Origin of the sequence: Pseudoalteromonas sp. Ld19 (genome assembly GCF_045064135.1) — a bacterium.
GTDB classification, from domain to species: Bacteria; Pseudomonadota; Gammaproteobacteria; order Enterobacterales; family Alteromonadaceae; genus Pseudoalteromonas; species Pseudoalteromonas aliena.
Genome location: NZ_JBISHA010000019.1, coordinates 374,264 through 391,196 on the forward strand (window position 1 = coordinate 374,264; position 16,933 = coordinate 391,196).

15 protein-coding genes are annotated in these 16,933 nt (G+C 39.6%); 9 read left to right on the plus strand and 6 right to left on the minus strand.

What is annotated here, in order from left to right:
- Window positions 1–8: 8 nt before the first annotated feature.
- The 5 genes from ACJJVZ_RS11535 to sucD all read left to right on the plus strand — a co-directional run bounded on the left by ACJJVZ_RS11535 (window position 9) and on the right by sucD (window position 7,373).
- Entirely contained in the window at window positions 9–725 is a 717-nt protein-coding gene (locus tag ACJJVZ_RS11535; RefSeq protein WP_077538037.1) for a succinate dehydrogenase iron-sulfur subunit, read from the plus strand.
- Window positions 726–816: 91 nt separating this feature from the next.
- A complete protein-coding gene (gene sucA, locus ACJJVZ_RS11540; protein WP_193155472.1) occupies window positions 817–3,636 on the plus strand; it encodes a 2-oxoglutarate dehydrogenase E1 component in 2,820 nt (939 codons plus the stop codon).
- Window positions 3,637–3,639: 3 nt separating this feature from the next.
- The gene (gene odhB, locus ACJJVZ_RS11545; protein WP_405600581.1) at window positions 3,640–5,157 is read left to right on the plus strand and encodes a 2-oxoglutarate dehydrogenase complex dihydrolipoyllysine-residue succinyltransferase; all 1,518 of its coding nucleotides are present in this window, start codon (window positions 3,640–3,642) and stop codon (window positions 5,155–5,157) included.
- Window positions 5,158–5,334: 177 nt separating this feature from the next.
- Window positions 5,335–6,501, plus strand: coding sequence for an ADP-forming succinate--CoA ligase subunit beta (sucC, locus tag ACJJVZ_RS11550; protein WP_405600584.1), 1,167 nt, complete (start codon window positions 5,335–5,337; stop codon window positions 6,499–6,501).
- On the plus strand, window positions 6,501–7,373 hold the full coding sequence (sucD, locus tag ACJJVZ_RS11555) for a succinate--CoA ligase subunit alpha (RefSeq protein ID WP_054204708.1): 873 nt from the start codon (window positions 6,501–6,503) through the stop codon (window positions 7,371–7,373). The genes sucC and sucD overlap by 1 nt, the downstream gene beginning before the upstream one ends.
- A 62-nt stretch (window positions 7,374–7,435) precedes the next feature.
- Here the strand turns inward: sucD and ACJJVZ_RS11560 are convergent, their stop codons facing one another.
- A complete protein-coding gene (locus tag ACJJVZ_RS11560; RefSeq protein WP_282131064.1) occupies window positions 7,436–8,506 on the minus strand; it encodes a DUF3083 family protein in 1,071 nt (356 codons plus the stop codon).
- Between the two features lie 218 nt (window positions 8,507–8,724).
- On the opposite strand from ACJJVZ_RS11560, the gene glnS reads away from it, so the two are divergent.
- Window positions 8,725–10,383, plus strand: a complete 1,659-nt coding sequence (glnS, locus tag ACJJVZ_RS11565) for a glutamine--tRNA ligase (protein ID WP_405600586.1) — start codon at window positions 8,725–8,727, stop codon at window positions 10,381–10,383.
- A gap of 111 nt (window positions 10,384–10,494) precedes the next feature.
- Here glnS and fur read toward each other — a convergent pair whose 3' ends face one another.
- The 5 genes from fur to ACJJVZ_RS11590 all read right to left on the minus strand — a co-directional run bounded on the left by fur (window position 10,495) and on the right by ACJJVZ_RS11590 (window position 13,032).
- On the minus strand, window positions 10,495–10,938 hold the full coding sequence (gene fur / locus ACJJVZ_RS11570; RefSeq protein WP_405600588.1) for a ferric iron uptake transcriptional regulator: 444 nt from the start codon (window positions 10,936–10,938) through the stop codon (window positions 10,495–10,497).
- A 186-nt stretch (window positions 10,939–11,124) separates the two neighbouring features.
- Window positions 11,125–11,652, minus strand: a complete 528-nt coding sequence (gene fldA, locus ACJJVZ_RS11575) for a flavodoxin FldA (RefSeq protein ID WP_077538030.1) — start codon at window positions 11,650–11,652, stop codon at window positions 11,125–11,127.
- 14 nt (window positions 11,653–11,666) lie between these two features.
- Window positions 11,667–11,945 carry a LexA regulated protein gene (ybfE, locus tag ACJJVZ_RS11580; RefSeq protein ID WP_002962928.1) on the minus strand — a complete coding sequence of 93 codons (279 nt, stop codon included), beginning with the start codon at window positions 11,943–11,945 and terminating at the stop codon, window positions 11,667–11,669.
- A gap of 2 nt (window positions 11,946–11,947) precedes the next feature.
- The gene (locus ACJJVZ_RS11585) at window positions 11,948–12,169 is read right to left on the minus strand and encodes a DUF2788 domain-containing protein (RefSeq protein ID WP_002962930.1); all 222 of its coding nucleotides are present in this window, start codon (window positions 12,167–12,169) and stop codon (window positions 11,948–11,950) included.
- A gap of 95 nt (window positions 12,170–12,264) precedes the next feature.
- Window positions 12,265–13,032 carry an alpha/beta fold hydrolase gene (locus ACJJVZ_RS11590; protein WP_405600592.1) on the minus strand — a complete coding sequence of 256 codons (768 nt, stop codon included), beginning with the start codon at window positions 13,030–13,032 and terminating at the stop codon, window positions 12,265–12,267.
- Between the two features lie 240 nt (window positions 13,033–13,272).
- Here ACJJVZ_RS11590 and seqA point away from each other — a divergent pair, with 240 nt between their 5' ends.
- The 3 genes from seqA to astE all read left to right on the plus strand — a co-directional run bounded on the left by seqA (window position 13,273) and on the right by astE (window position 16,849).
- The gene (gene seqA / locus ACJJVZ_RS11595) at window positions 13,273–13,866 is read left to right on the plus strand and encodes a replication initiation negative regulator SeqA (RefSeq protein ID WP_405600595.1); all 594 of its coding nucleotides are present in this window, start codon (window positions 13,273–13,275) and stop codon (window positions 13,864–13,866) included.
- Window positions 13,867–13,875: 9 nt separating this feature from the next.
- Window positions 13,876–15,513 carry a phosphoglucomutase (alpha-D-glucose-1,6-bisphosphate-dependent) gene (gene pgm / locus ACJJVZ_RS11600; RefSeq protein WP_138584408.1) on the plus strand — a complete coding sequence of 546 codons (1,638 nt, stop codon included), beginning with the start codon at window positions 13,876–13,878 and terminating at the stop codon, window positions 15,511–15,513.
- A gap of 283 nt (window positions 15,514–15,796) precedes the next feature.
- A complete protein-coding gene (gene astE / locus ACJJVZ_RS11605; RefSeq protein ID WP_405600597.1) occupies window positions 15,797–16,849 on the plus strand; it encodes a succinylglutamate desuccinylase in 1,053 nt (350 codons plus the stop codon).
- Window positions 16,850–16,933: the final 84 nt, after the last annotated feature.

Genomic DNA, 16,933 nt, shown 5'->3' on the forward strand with positions numbered 1-16,933 from the left:
GACAGACGATGGCACAAGTACAATTATCAGTTTATCGTTATAATCCAGATGTTGACAACGCTCCTCGTATGCAAGAATACACCTTGCAAACAGAGGAAGGTCACGACATGATGGTGTTGGACGCACTTATTCTTTTAAAAGAACAAGATCCTACATTATCTTTTCGTCGTTCATGCCGTGAAGGTGTGTGTGGATCTGATGGTGTTAACATGAATGGTAAAAATGGTTTAGCATGTATTACTCCTTTATCAACGCTACAAAAAAATGGCAAAGGTAAAATAGTAGTTCGTCCATTACCAGGATTGCCAGTGGTTCGTGACCTTGTTATTGACATGAGTCAGTTCTACACTCAATACGAAAAAGTTAAGCCTTATCTAATTAATGATACGCCTGCTGCAGGCGAGCGTCTTCAATCTATTGAAGAACGTGATAAATTAGATGGGCTATACGAGTGTATTTTGTGTGCATGTTGTTCAACATCGTGTCCTTCGTTCTGGTGGAATCCAGACAAGTTCATAGGTCCAGCAGGCCTTCTTCATGCTTACCGTTTCTTAGCTGATAGCCGAGATACAGCAACTGAAGAACGTTTAGCAGATTTAGACGATGCGTTCAGCGTGTTCCGTTGTCACAGTATCATGAACTGTGTTAGCGTTTGTCCTAAGGGTCTTAACCCGACCAAAGCAATTGGACAAATCAAATCTATGTTATTAAACCGAGCGGTTTGATTACTTAGTAATTGTAAGATGGCTAATAGAGATTATTAGCCATCTTGTTATAATAACTATTAATTTCTGCGCTAAAGAAAAGGGCTTATAAATGCACGAAGGTGTGATGAAGGCATGGCTAGAATCTTCACATTTAAACGGCGGCAACGTTGCTTATGTAGAAGAGCTTTATGAAGCGTATTTAGACGATGCGACTTCTGTGCCAGAAGAATGGCGAGAAGTGTTCGAACAATTACCTAAAGTTAATGGTGTGGATGTTGAAGTAAAGCATTCAGAAGTTCGAGCGCAGTTTGCACAGCTTGCCAAAAACAAGCATAGAGAAGTAGTGGTAGCAGAGGGTAGTGGCGGTGACCTAAAACAGGTCAAAGTTCTACAACTTATTAATGCTTTCCGTTTTCGTGGACACCAAAATGCAAACCTAGATCCATTAGGCATTTGGGAACGAGAGCGTGTACGAGATTTAGAGCTAGATTACCACGACTTATCTTCAAGTGATTTTGACCGCGAGTTTAACGTAGGATCGTTTGCCGTTGGCCGCGATACTATGCCTTTAGGTGAACTATACCAAGCACTAAAAACTACATATTGTGGTTCGATTGGCGCTGAGTATATGCACATCACATCAACAGAAGAAAAACGTTGGTTACAACAGCGTTTAGAGTCTGTTCAGTCTAGGCCTAAATTCGAAAAAGAAGAAAAGCTTCGTATCCTTAAAGGATTAACGGCAGCTGATGGACTTGAAAAATATTTAGGGGCTAAGTTCCCAGGTGCTAAGCGCTTTTCACTGGAAGGTGGCGATGCGTTAGTTCCTATGCTAAAAGAGCTTATTCACCGAGCAGGCGAAAGCGGCCAACAAGAAGCTGTTATTGGTATGGCTCACCGTGGTCGTTTAAATGTGCTTGTAAATGTACTTGGTAAAAATCCATCAGAATTATTTGATGAGTTTGCTGGAATACATAAAGAAACATTGAGCTCAGGCGATGTTAAATATCACATGGGTTACTCATCTGACTTTGCTACCAAAGGTGGCAATGTACATATGGCGCTTGCGTTTAACCCGTCTCACCTTGAAATTGTAAACCCGGTAGTTATGGGTTCAGTACGCGCTCGTCTTGACCGTCTAAGTGACAGTTCTGGTATTAAAGCGCTCCCAATAACTATTCACGGTGACTCTGCGATTGCAGGTCAAGGTGTTGTACAAGAAACGTTTAATATGTCACAAACTAACGCGTTTAGTTGTGGTGGTAGTATTCGTATTGTTGTCAATAACCAAGTTGGCTTTACTACATCAAAACAAGATGACGTTCGTTCTACTGATTATTGTACTGACATTGCAAAAATGGTTCAGTCACCAATTTTCCATGTTAACTCTGATGATCCTGAAGCTGTCGCGTTTGTTACACAACTTGCACTTGATTTCAGAAACCAGTTTAAGCGTGACGTTGTAATCGATTTAGTGTGTTACCGTCGCCATGGTCATAATGAAGCTGATGAGCCCAATGCTACACAGCCTCTAATGTACCAAAAAATCAAAAAGCATCCTGTTCCACGTTTAATCTATGCTGATAAACTTATTGCTGAAGGCTCTTTTTCTGAACAAGAAGTTAAAGCCCTTGCTGATGAGTACCGTAACGCATTAGACGAAGGCAACTGTGTTGTCTCAGAAATTCAGCCAGAGACATCGCATTCTTCTGATTGGGCAAAGTATGTTGGCCACGAGTGGAATGTTGATTACGATGCAAGTGTATCAGTTGAAGAATTAAAAGCACTTGGTGAGAAGATAGCGTCTTACCCTGAGCAATATAAAGCACAATCTCGCGTTAAAAAGATTTACGACGATCGTAAGTTAATGGCAAGCGGTGAGAAACCGCTCGATTGGGGAATGGCAGAAACGCTTGCTTATGCAACAATCGTAACTGAAGGCACCGATATTCGTTTAACGGGTCAAGATTCAGGCCGTGGTACATTCTTCCATCGTCATGCCGTTGTTCATGGTCAATCAGATGGTGCTACCTATACGCCTTTACAGCATTTGAGTGAAGATCAAGGTACATTCCAAGTATTTGATTCTGTCTTATCTGAAGAAGCTGTTGTTGCTTTTGAGTACGGCTATGCCACTGCGGAGCCTACTTCATTAGTACTATGGGAAGCACAATTTGGTGATTTTGCTAATGGTGCGCAAGTTGTATTTGACCAGTTTTTAAGTTCTGGTGAGCAAAAATGGGGCCGTTTATGTGGTCTTACAATATTGTTACCTCATGGCTATGAAGGTCAAGGTCCAGAGCATAGTTCAGCACGACTAGAGCGATTCTTGCAACTATGTGCTGATCACAATATGCAAGTATGTGTTCCTTCAACGCCAGCGCAAGTTTACGCTATGCTTCGTCGTCAATCAGTTCGACCACTTCGTCGTCCATTGATTGTTATGACGCCTAAATCGTTACTACGTCATCCGCTGGCAACTTCATCTCTTGAAGAGCTTTCACAAGGTATTTACCACAATATGATCGACGAAATCGATGATATTAAGCCTGAGAAAGTAGAACGCGTTGTATTTTGTAGTGGTAAAGTTTACTACGAACTATTACAAGAGCGTCGTAAGCTTGAACAAGATAATGTTGCAATTGTACGTGTTGAACAATTATATCCGTTCCCACACGATGAAATGCAAACGATTATGGAACGCTATCAACACGTTACTGATTTTGTATGGTGTCAAGAAGAGCCGCAAAACCAAGGTGCATGGTATTGTTCACAGCATCACTTTGTTGATGCAATCCCACAAGGTGCTAAATTAAAGTATGCAGGTCGTAAAGCCTCTGCATCACCAGCGTGTGGTTACATGTCAGTACATACTAAAGAACAACAAGCGCTCGTTGCCGACGCGCTTACTATAGAAAATAAAGGATAAGCAATGAGCACAGAAATTAAAGTTCCTGTTCTTCCTGAGTCGGTTGCAGATGCTACCGTTGCTACATGGCATGTAAGTGTTGGCGACAAAGTAACTCGCGATCAAAACTTAGTAGACATTGAAACAGATAAAGTGGTTTTAGAAGTGGTTGCACAGCACGACGGTGTAATTACAGAAATATCACAAGAAGAAGGTGCAACCGTACTTGGCGATCAAGTTATGGGTTTACTTGGTGATGCTGATGCAGCGCCAGCAAGTGAAGGTTCAACTAAAGAAGAATCAGCACCCGCTAAATCAGAAGACGCGCCAGCGGCGCAATCAGCACCAGCATCAGAAGGTAAAGAAGTGGACATTAAAGTACCTGTACTTCCAGAATCAGTTGCAGACGCAACAATTGCTACATGGCATGTACAACCAGGTGACGCGGTAACACGCGATCAAAACTTGGTAGATATTGAAACAGATAAAGTTGTTCTTGAAGTAGTTGCTCAAGACGATGGCATCATGGGTGATATCATTCACGGCGAAGGCGATACTGTATTAGGCGAGCAAGTAATTGGTTCGGTTAAAGCAGGCGGTGCACCAGCGGCTCCAGCTGCAAAAGCAGACTCAGCGCCAGCAGCAGATTCAAGCGAAAGTTCAGATGTATTAACACCATCAGTTCGTCGTTTAATCGCTGAGAAAGGCCTAGACGCTTCTAAGATTAATGGCACGGGTAAAAATGGTCGTGTAACTAAAGAAGACGTTGATACTTTCTTAAAAGCACCAGCGCCGGCGGCTAAAAAAGCAGAAGCTTCTGCTCCAGCAGCACCGATGGGCGATCGTACTCAAAAACGTGTTCCAATGACGCGTTTACGTAAAACGATTGCAACACGTCTTCTTGAAGCTAAAAACTCAACTGCAATGTTAACAACATTCAACGAAGTGAACATGGAACCAATCATGAGCCTTCGTAAGCAGTACCAAGAAGTGTTTGAAAAGCGTCATGGTATTCGTTTAGGTTTCATGTCTTTCTACGTGAAAGCGGTAACTGAAGCACTTAAACGTTTCCCAGATGTTAACGCATCAATTGATGGTGACGATATTGTTTACCATAACTATTTTGATATCAGCATTGCAGTATCTACTCCACGTGGTCTAGTTACTCCAGTACTTAAAGATTGTGACAAATTATCTGTTGCTGAAATCGAAAAAGGTATTCGTGAACTAGCACTTAAAGGTCGTGATGGTAAGCTTACGCTTGCTGATATGACCGGTGGTAACTTCACTATTACTAACGGTGGTGTATTTGGTTCATTACTATCTACACCTATCATTAACTTGCCACAATCTTCGATTTTGGGTATGCATAAAATCCAAGACCGTCCTATGGCGGTTAATGGTAAAGTAGAAATACTGCCTATGATGTATTTAGCACTTTCTTATGATCACCGTATCATTGATGGTAAAGAATCTGTTGGTTTCTTAGTGACTATTAAAGAGTTACTTGAAGATCCAACTCGCTTATTGCTAGATGTTTAATCTAGTTGTATGAAATGTAAGCTGTGGATGAAGATTCACAGCTTTTTTTTTGCGCCTTTGGTCGTACTGGGGTTTTCATGTTAAGCCTTGGGATCTATACTAGGTGCGCAATTTGGGATAGTTGTCTGTTTATAAAAATAGTCAGCTCTTTTAGTATAAAAAATTGGATAAAGCATCATGAATTTGCATGAGTATCAGGCAAAACAACTTTTTGCCGAATATGGTTTACCAGTTTCTCAAGGTTTCGCTTGCGATACACCTGAAGAAGCTGCAGCAGCTGCTGAAAAGATCGGCGGTGATATGTGGGTTGTTAAAACTCAGGTTCACGCAGGTGGACGTGGTAAAGCTGGCGGTGTAAAGCTAGTTAAAACGATCGACGAAGTAAAAGCGTTTGCAGCTAACTGGTTAGGTAAAAACCTAGTTACTTACCAAACAGACGAGAAAGGCCAGCCAGTTACTAAAATTTTAGTAGAAAGCTGTACTGACATTGCTAACGAATTGTACCTAGGTGCAGTAGTTGACCGTGCATCTCGTAAAGTAGTTTTCATGGCGTCTACTGAAGGCGGCGTTGAAATTGAAACTGTTGCTGAAGAAACACCTGAACTTATCCACAAAGCTGAGATCGATCCGTTAGTAGGTCCTCAAGCTTACCAAGCACGTGAACTTGGTTTCAAACTGGATCTTAACCCAGTACAAATGAAACAGTTCGTTAAGATTTTCATGGGTCTTGGTAAAATGTTCACTGATTTTGATTTCGCATTACTTGAAATCAACCCGTTAGTAATCACAGACGAAGGTAACCTTCACTGTCTTGACGGCAAAATCGGCATTGATGGTAATGCACTTTACCGTCAACCTAAAATCCGTGAGTTCCACGATCCATCTCAAGAAGATGCTCGTGAAGCACATGCAGCAAGCTTTGAGCTTAACTACGTAGCCCTTGATGGCAACGTTGGTTGTATGGTTAACGGTGCAGGCCTAGCGATGGGTACTATGGACATCGTAAACTTACACGGTGGCAAACCAGCTAACTTCCTAGATGTTGGCGGCGGCGCGACGAAAGAGCGTGTTTCTGAAGCATTCAAAATCATTCTTTCTGACGACAATGTTAAAGCTGTTTTAGTAAACATCTTTGGCGGTATCGTTCGTTGTGACATGATTGCTGAAGGCATCATTGGCGCAGTTAAAGAAGTAGGCGTAAACGTACCAGTAGTTGTACGTTTAGAAGGTACTAATGCTGAACTAGGTCGTGAAGTGCTAGCTAAATCTGACCTTAACATCATCGCTGCTGAATCACTAACAGACGCTGCTGAGAAAGTAGTTGCTGCTGCGGAGGGCAAATAATGTCTGTATTAATCAATAAAGATACAAAAGTTATCTGTCAAGGTTTCACAGGTGGTCAGGGTACTTTCCATTCTGAGCAAGCACTTGAGTACGGTACTCAAATGGTTGGTGGTGTAAGCCCAGGTAAAGGCGGTCAAACGCACCTTGGTCTTCCAGTATTCAACACAGTTCGTGATGCAGTACAAGAAACAGGCGCAACTGCGTCAGTTATCTATGTACCAGCACCTTTCTGTAAAGATGCAATCTTAGAAGCTATCGATGCTGGCATTGAGCTGATTGTTTGTATCACTGAAGGTATCCCTACACTTGATATGGTTGACGTTAAAGTTAAACTAGATCAAACAGGTACTCGTATGATCGGTCCTAACTGCCCAGGTGTTATCACTCCTGGCGAGACTAAGATTGGTATCATGCCTGGCCATATCCACAAACCTGGTAAAGTAGGAATTGTTTCTCGCTCTGGTACTTTAACGTACGAAGCAGTTAAGCAAACTACGGATGCTGGTTTTGGTCAGTCTACGTGTGTTGGTATTGGTGGTGATCCAATTCCAGGTACTAACTTTATCGACGTTTTAGAAATGTTCGAAAAAGATCCACAAACTGAAGCCATCGTAATGATTGGTGAAATTGGTGGTACTGCAGAAGAAGAAGCTGCAGAGTACATCAAAGCTAACGTAACTAAACCTGTAGTATCTTACATTGCTGGTGTTACTGCACCAGAAGGTAAGCGTATGGGTCACGCTGGCGCAATCATCGCAGGCGGTAAAGGTACTGCTGATGAGAAATTTGCTGCATTAGAAGCTGCGGGCGTAAAAACTGTACGTTCACTTGCTGATATCGGTAAAGCACTTAAAGAGAAAACAGGCTGGTAATCGCTTATTTTCTTTAAAAAAGGCTCGCTTATGCGAGCCTTTTTGTTATCCGGTGAAAAATTTTAGAATGGGTAACTGATATGCTGAAAAAATCGTACCGATAAGTCTTGGCGCTGTTTATTTATAGAAAGTTCATCACACAAACTGTGAATTGTTTTTTCTACTTGATTCATAAATCGCCCATAGCCTATCTCATGTTTATTTTGGTTGGTAGCAGCAACGACAAAGTGTATGGTTTCGACAAGTTTATTTGCCTCATAAAAGCATTTGATTTGGCTTTCTATTGATTCAACGTCAAAACTCAGTTTTTGCAGTTCAGCATTGCCTTCATTGTTATCTATTTTACTATTTCGGATAATAGGTATCGCACCATTGGCGACCATTGCACCATGTGTTAGCTTGTTATTTTCACATGTGCGTTTAAAACTATCTGCAAAGTAGTCGTAAAATTTTGCGAAATCGTGATTATTTATCAGTGTTTGAAATTGCGTTTTGATAGCTCGGGACACGGGAATAGTAAACGTTGCGTATGTCATCTCAGCATATTCATCCGGAATATTACATTGCCTTGATTGATAACGCGGGTAGAGGCTTCTTAGCTTGTAACCATAGCTTTCTTTATTGCCTTTCTCTTTAGCAAATAAATCGTAAGTAAGATGTTGGTGATCGCGCAATTTAAATTGAGATTGATTTATAAATAATTGTTCTTGTAACAGATTTAAAACTTTTTGTACTTTATTATGAAATTGCGCTGAGTTTGCACGTAAATCTTCACCTGTTGCGAGAAATAACAAACGTATTTTTTTGCTCTGTGTATTTGGTGTGTAATAAAGTTTATGGGCTTCGTGATAGCGAGGGTTATAAAAAAACAACATTTGCTTATCAGTTTCTAATTGATAAGCCTCATCATGAAAACGCACAACGGGTAGCTTATCGTTTGCTAGCAAATGTACGTTATGGAGTTCGTACTCATCACAACACGCAAATAACTGACGAGCAATACGCTCATAGCAACAATTTATAGTGCTAAAGCTATTATAAAACGCTTCGTTAGGGGTTATTTCAGCTAATAAGTAGTGATTAGCACGTGCATTTGTTGGAATATATACGCGATGTTGGTTAAGTGTAGCCATCTTCGAATCCTTATAAAGTAGGTTATCGGCTTACTATAATTGGCTTTGATGACCTAAATATTGCGCTAAAACAAATTTTATTGATAAATAACAGTTCAAGTGAATTAAAGTTAATCAATATCTAAAATAAACCTTAAGCTATTGCTGTATGTTAGTGATTGTTTTTGTAATAATGGATTAGTTTTGTTATTACGTAATATTTAGAGGATTGCACTCCTATGGCGGAAATTGAGAATCGCCCAAGTAACTTTATTAGAACCCGAATTGATGAAGATTTAGCAAGTGGAAAGCATGCAACTACGCATACACGTTTTCCACCTGAACCAAACGGCTTTTTACATATTGGCCATGCAAAATCAATTTGTTTAAATTTTGGTATTGCGAAAGACTACACTGGTTTATGTAACCTACGTTTTGATGATACAAATCCTGAAAAAGAAGACATTAACTACGTTAATTCTATAAAAGAAGATGTACAGTGGTTAGGCTTTAATTGGGATGGCGATATAAAGTATTCTTCTAACTATTTTGATACTTTATATGGTTACGCTGTTGAGTTAATTAATAAAGGCTTAGCGTATGTGTGCTTTTTAACAGCAGATGAAGCGCGCCAGTACCGTGGCACATTAAAAGAGCCAGGTAAAAATAGCCCATACAGAGATACAGCGGTTGAAGAAAACCTCGCATTATTTGAAAAAATGCGTGCGGGCGAATTCAAAGAAGGCGAGTGTGTTCTGCGTGCAAAAATTGATATGGCAAGCTCTTTTATGGTGCTGCGCGATCCAATTATTTATCGTGTACGTTTTGCTCATCACCACCAAACAGCAGATAAGTGGTGCATTTACCCAATGTATGACTTTACGCACTGTATTTCAGATGCACTTGAAGGCATTACACATTCGTTATGTACACTCGAGTTCCAAGATAACCGTCGTTTATATGATTGGGTACTTGATAACATCAGTCTAGAGTGTCACCCACAGCAAATTGAGTTTTCACGCTTGAATCTTGAATACACTATTATGTCTAAGCGTAAGCTAAGTGATTTAGTAGTAAATAACTTTGTTGAAGGGTGGGATGATCCACGTATGCCTACTATTGCAGGTCTACGTCGTCGTGGTTATACGCCAGGCTCAATTCGTGAGTTTTGTTTGCGCATTGGCGTAACAAAACAAGAGAATATGGTTGAAATGGGCATGCTTGAAGCATGTATCCGTGAAGATCTAAACGAAAATGCACCACGAGCAATGGCTGTGCTCGATCCTGTTAAAATCGTTCTTGAAAACTACGATGCAGACAAGGTTGAGGTTTTATCTGTGGCTAATCACCCAAATAAAGAAGAAATGGGTCGTCGTGATGTACCGTTTACTCGTGAAATTTACATTGAACGAGAAGACTTTAAAGAAGAAGCAAATAACAAGTTTAAGCGCCTAGTACTTGATAAAGAAGTACGCTTACGTGGTGCTTATGTTATTAAAGCACAGCGTGTTGAAAAAGACGAAAGCGGCGAAATCACAACTATTTTTTGTACTTACGACAGCGAAACACTTGGTAAAAACCCAAGTGATGGCCGTAAAGTGAAAGGTGTTATTCACTGGGTTTCAGCGCCTGAGTCTATTACAGCAGAAGTACGTTTATATGACCGTTTATTTAGCGTGCCAAACCCAGCAGCCGCTGATGAGTTTGAAACAACATTAAATCCAGAGTCACTGGTTGTTTTATCAAACGCGAAACTAGAGCCATCACTTGCTAATTCACAAGCAGAGCAGGGCTTTCAGTTTGAGCGCACAGGTTATTTCTCTCGTGATTCTAAATCAGAGAACGTTGTATTTAACCAAACAGTGGGTCTTCGCGATTCATGGTCTAAAACACAGTAGCTACGTTTAATAATGAGCCCGTATTTATACCGGCTCACTATATTACTATCGTAATTTAGACACAAAAAAACCTGCACTTAGCAGGTTTTTTATTGCTTTTTAAAAGCGTTATTAGCTGTTAGCGTCGCTAAATGCTTTACACGCTGTTTTATCGTTACATTCACCGTATAAATATAAAGAATGGTTTGTAAGTGTAATACCATTTTCTTCAGAAATTTCAAGTTGACGACGTTCAATCATCTCATCTTCAAACTCTACAACTTTACCACATTTTAAACATACTAAATGATCGTGGTGCGTACTTCCAGAGAGTTCAAATACAGATTTACCACCTTCAAAGTGATGACGGCTTACAATACCCGCATCATCAAATTGGTTAAGTACACGATATACAGTCGCAAGACCGATTTCTTCGCCTAGATCCAAAAGAATTTTGTAAACATCTTCAGCGCTGATGTGTTGGTTATCTGGAGATTGTAAAATCTCTAATATTTTAATACGCGGTAAAGTTACTTTTAAACCGGCTTTTTTAAGTTCCAAGTTATGATCAGTCATTAAATCTGTCTCAATTTTATTTGGTTATACTAGACATCTTGCAAAGATGTACACGACACATTAGCAATAAACAGGATAACGTGCCTAAGCGTGAAGTGCAAAGAACAATTGATTTATATTGGCACTAAAGCTTAAAACGCTAACTGTTTGATAATTATTTAAACAGCTAGCGACATATGCAGAAAATTAGTCAGCTAATTCGCTTAAACACATTTCTTCATATACCTGGGCAGACCAAGCTTTGACACGTTGTTCTGTAAGCTCTGGTTGACGGTCTTCGTCGATACCCAAACCAACAAAATGCTTGTCGTCAGCCATACCTTTTGATGCTTCAAAGTCATAACTATCACTCGGCCAATGGCCAACAACAATCGCGCCACGTTCAGTCACTATATCGTTGATCATGCCCATAGCATCTAAAAAGTACTCAGCGTAATCTTCTTGGTCTCCGCAACCAAAAATAGCAACAAGTTTGCCTTCAAAGTCAACTTCTTCAAGCTCAGGGAAAAAGTCATCCCAGTCACATTGCGCTTCACCGTAGTACCAAGTAGGGATACCGAATAAGATTAAATCAAATTCAGCAATCTCTTCTTTAGAGCTTTTTGCAATATCATGAACAGCCACTAGCTTTTTACCCAATTCTTTTTGGATCATTTTTGCTACGTGTTCTGTGTTACCTGTGTCACTTCCGAAAAAAATGCCTACACTTGCCATGGATTTAAAACCTTTTATGTATCAATAGCCAATCTTTCTTGTAAAATCGTTTCAATCAGCGCACTGCGGCTAATATTTTGTGCATCTGCCATATCACTCAATGCTTGATATAACTGCGATGAAACTTTAAATTCAACACGCTTTAAGCCACGTGCTTTATCTCTTTTTATTTGATTACGTTTATTTACCTTTAACTGCATATCCCGAGAAAGGGGATTCGTTTTAGGTCTGCCTGGGCGTTTTTCGTATTCAAATAAATCGAGTGTTGTTCTATCTGTTTCTGACTTCGCCATGCTTAACCTACACCTGCGCCTTGCCAAAATACCTGAATAAGTCCTTTAGCAATAAAGCCTGAACACCCTAAAAAGAGGACGCCCCAAACAATATACTGTCCGAACTTTGGCACATTACCACTTTTTAGTACGTCTTTAATTGCCATGCCGATGAATATGAAAATACCGGCTAAGCCAAAATACAACCCTAGGGTATCAAATTCGTTAATTAACTGACTGACCATCAACGTATAACCTTTAAATTAAACGGCGCGTACTATAGCATATAAATATACATATATTTAGTACGCAAAATCAAAAACACGCGATTAAAATTACTTTAAATCGCAGTTAAAAAGTCATTTATTGCTTTATTAACAGCAAGCGGCTTTTGCGCATGAAGCCAATGTCCTGCGCCATGAATGATTTTAGCTTTGGTGTTTTTAAAGCGCGCTGTAATTGCATTACGATGCTCAGGCAGAATATAGTCAGAATCATTCCCTTTGATAAAAAGAGTATCGCATAAACAAGAATTGTTTTCATTAACGTTAGCTGTAATTGTTGAATATTTTTCATCAAGCACATTTAAGTTAAATCGCCATGCAAATTGACCTTGCTCATTTTTAGCAAGGCTTTTAAGCAAAAACTGTCGAACCCCAAGCTCTTCGATAAAAGGTTGCATTAATGCATCGGCTTGTTTTCGATCGTCGATTGATTGCGCTGCAACCGCCTTTAATGCTTGCAGTATTTTGGTATGGCGTGGCGGATAGCTAACGGGGGCAATATCAAGTACGACTAGTTTATTTACTCGCTCAGGGTGGGTAAGTGCTAATTCCATTGCGACTTTACCACCCATAGAGTGCCCAACTAAGTGTGCTTTATCTATATTTAAGTGAGCTAGTAACGCAACAATATCTTGTGCCATTGCAGGATAGTTCATCTCATCGCTATGAGGTGACAGGCCATGGTTACGTAAATCAACGTTTATAACATTAAAGTGTTCACTTAATGGCTTGGCGATTACATTTAAGTTTTCTAATGATCCAAAAAGCCCGTGGATCAAAATAACATTAGGCCCTTGCCCTTGTTGCTTGTAATTTAACTGCATACACGCCTCCTGAAAATTTGGCCATAGTTTGCCGAGCATTGCATTAAAAAGCAAAAAATACAGCGACTATTTATTTAATTGGGCTTTTGGATGTTAAATCAACAAGAGGGCGTTAAATAATAGTCTATTTATATGTTTGCAGTATATGTTGTCGGGAGTGCTTGTTGTAACTCGCATTTCTAATTGGTTTGGGTATAATCAGTCGGGAGAAAAAATGTGACCCGTAATAACAGGAAGAACATGAAACAAATCGACATAGACGACGAGTTATATCAATATATTGCAAGCAATACGCAAAGTATTGGCGAAAGTGCATCCACTATTTTACGTCGTTTATTAAATCTGAGTGGTGAAAAAATTCAATCTGCAAACGTAGAACTAACTCAAAATAATCAAACGGCGACAATGTCTACCTCCGCATTGAAGACCTCTGAGCTAGCTGCTGAGCCATCAAAAAAACAAAAAATGCTTGCTGTCACACCGGTGAAGCAAAAAAATGATAATGTTTTTAATGTATTGAATAAAGAAGAGTTGGCAATGCAAAAAGGCGTTGTTGGGCGTTTTTTGTTTATTTTAAGTGCATTTTACCGCACACATAAAACTGATTTTTCGGCCGTATTAGATATTAAAGGTCGCGACCGAGTATATTTTGCTACCAGCAAAGAAGCCTTAGTTAATAGCGGCAGCAGTATGAATCCTAAAAACATAACTGATAGTGAATATTGGGTTATGACGAACTCTAATACAACGCGTAAAAAAATGATGCTTCATGAAGTTGCTCTTTGCCTTGGATATAGTGCAGAGCAAGCTGAAAAAATTCGCGATTACTTGTAAGGAAATATAATGGCTATTCACTCAGGTGCAGGCAAAACAGCTCCACAATCGGCGCTGGTTAATGTTCCAAAATTAGTCTCTGCCTATTACTTAAATGAACCCGACCTTGAACAATTCCCAGAGCATTGTGTTGCTTTTGGTACATCAGGCCATAGAGGTTGTTCTTACGATGTTAAATTTAACGAGTCGCATATTTTAGCTATTACACAGGCTATTTGCGATTACAGAAAACAAAATGATATTTTTGGTCCGTTATTTTTAGGTAAAGATACACACGCATTGAGTGAGGCCGCGTTTAACTCCGCCATTGAAGTACTCGTTGCTAACGAAGTGCAAGTGATCACACAAGAAAACGGCGATTTTACTCCAACACCTGTGATCAGCCACGCCATTGTCAGCCATAATAAGCTACACCCAAATGAATTAGCAGATGGTATTGTCGTTACGCCTTCGCATAATCCTCCTGAAGATGGTGGTTTTAAATATAACCCACCTAATGGCGGGCCTGCTGATACCGACGTAACGAAATGGATTGAAGACAGAGCTAATCAGCTATTATTAGAAGATTTAGTTGAAGTTGAGTTATTTCCATTCGCTAAAGCATCGCGCTCAGGTTTTATTCGATACGAAGATTTGATGACGCCATACATTGATGACTTAGCAAATATTGTTAATTTAAAAGCAATTAGCGATGCAGGTATCAAAATAGGCATCGATCCCCTGGGTGGTTCAGGTATACATTTTTGGCCTGTCATAGCAAAAAAATATAATTTAGATTTAACCGTTGTTAATGATGTTGTCGACCCTCGCTTTGCTTTTATGCCGCTGGATAAAGATGGCAAAATTCGTATGGACTGCTCATCGCCTTATTCAATGGCGAATCTTATTGCATTGAAAGATGATTTTGATATTTCGATTGGTAACGATCCTGACTACGACCGTCACGGTATTGTAACGCCAGATGGTTTAATGAATCCAAATCACTTTTTAGCAGTTGCTATAGACTACTTACTTAAACACCGAGATTGGAACTCTAATGTAGAGATTGGTAAAACACTGGTTTCTAGCTCTATGATCGACAAGGTCGCTTTGCGAAACAACCGTAAAGTAAAAGAAGTACCTGTGGGTTTTAAATGGTTTGTTGAAGGTCTAAGCAAAGGAAAACTTGCTTTTGGTGGCGAAGAAAGTGCAGGTGCTGCATTTTTACGTTTTGATGGCTCTGTATGGTGTACAGATAAAGACGGCTTTATTATGGGGCTGCTTGCTGCAGAAATATTGGCCGTAACGGGTAAAACACCATCAGCACTTTATAAAGAGTTAGAACAAGAATTTGGCTCTCCAATTTATAAACGCCTTGATGCACCCGCAACAAGTGGTCAAAAATCACGTTTAAAAGCATTGAGTGCCGCTGATGTTAAAGCCGATACGCTTGCTGGCGAACCTATTTTGCAAAAGTTGACTCATGCACCGGGTAACGATGCCGCTATCGGCGGTCTAAAAGTGGTCACCGAAAATGGCTGGTTTGCAGCGCGTCCTTCAGGTACCGAAGATATTTATAAAATTTACCTTGAATCTTTCAAAGGTGAAGCGCATTTAGCATTGCTAGAAAAAGAAGCTAAAAAGCTTGTAGATTCAGTTATTAGCTAACTGAGTTTAATAATTTTGAAAACGGCTGATTTATTCAGCCGTTTTTGCATCTATCCCTTGAGCATTATTGTACCAATTTTATTAAAACATGATCACTTTAGCGTATTAAATAACTTACTAACTACGTTAAAAATTATTTATATAGAGCAGCTATGTATCATAATTTTAGCCTTGTTATTGAGCTATTTTCTTGTCGCTATAATAGATCATTAATTTAATGCAATTGGTATTAAAAGTAGACGCTTGAGGTTTTATTCTCATATTCTATAAAAGGGCTTATTACATGTCAGCCAATCCATCTTACTTAAATGAATTAAAACAAACCGGTGATTTTTTAACGCTTAGCCGTAATAACGAATGGCATTTAGATGCAGGTGAGTTTGTTTTAGATAATGGCACGCGTGTGAATATACACGACACCGGAGTAATAGAGTTTCAACCTGCGGTTAAAACAACAAAAGATGTGGTTTATTCAAGTGCTATACACGGTAACGAAACTGCACCAATCGAGATTTGTGACGCACTGATCACACAAATTATAAACGGTGAGCTAATACTTAAGCAGCGTGCCTTGTTTATTTACGGCAATCCGCAATCGATTAATATTGGTTTACGTTTTGTAGAAGAAAATTTAAATAGATTATTTAATGGCTACCATACAGTTGAAGGCGTGCCAATGAATAATGAGCGCACCCGCGCTGCAAAGCTTGAGCAATATGTAAGTGATTTCTATGCACGTGGCGAGCTAGGAAGTAGCCGATGTCATTACGATTTACACACTGCAATTAGAGGCTCCAAAAACGAAAAGTTTGCGGTATATCCATTTTTGCATGGTAAACCGTGGAAAAAATCTCAGCTACAGTTTTTATTAAGCTGTGGTGTAAACACCGTGCTTATGATGAAATCACCTGCGACAACGTTTAGTTACTATTCATCATTTGTACATGGTGCAGATTCTTTCACGGTTGAACTTGGTCAAGTTAAGCCATTTGGTGAAAACGATATGACCCGCTTTGAAAAAACAAAGCAAACGTTAACTGCATTAATTAGCCAAAATGAAGTGCAATACCCTAAATTCAATGCAAATGATTTTGAACTTTTTGCAGTGCATCGCACAATTAACAGAACACAGGATGATTTTAGTTTTCCTTTTTCAGATGACGCCGAGAACTTTACAGGCTTTGCGAAAGGTGAACTACTTGCAACCGATGGTGATACACCGTTTTATGCCAACGTTGAAGGCGAGGCTATTATTTTCCCAAATGCAAATGTCGCGTTAGGACAAAGAGCGCTGTTGACTGTTATCCCGATGAATATTGATAGTAATTTCGTATAAGCTCACTCATCAGACCACTACTAACCTTAAGTTAACTATATGATTACTATTAATTAAAGTAACCGTATTGTTAACTTGCCACTT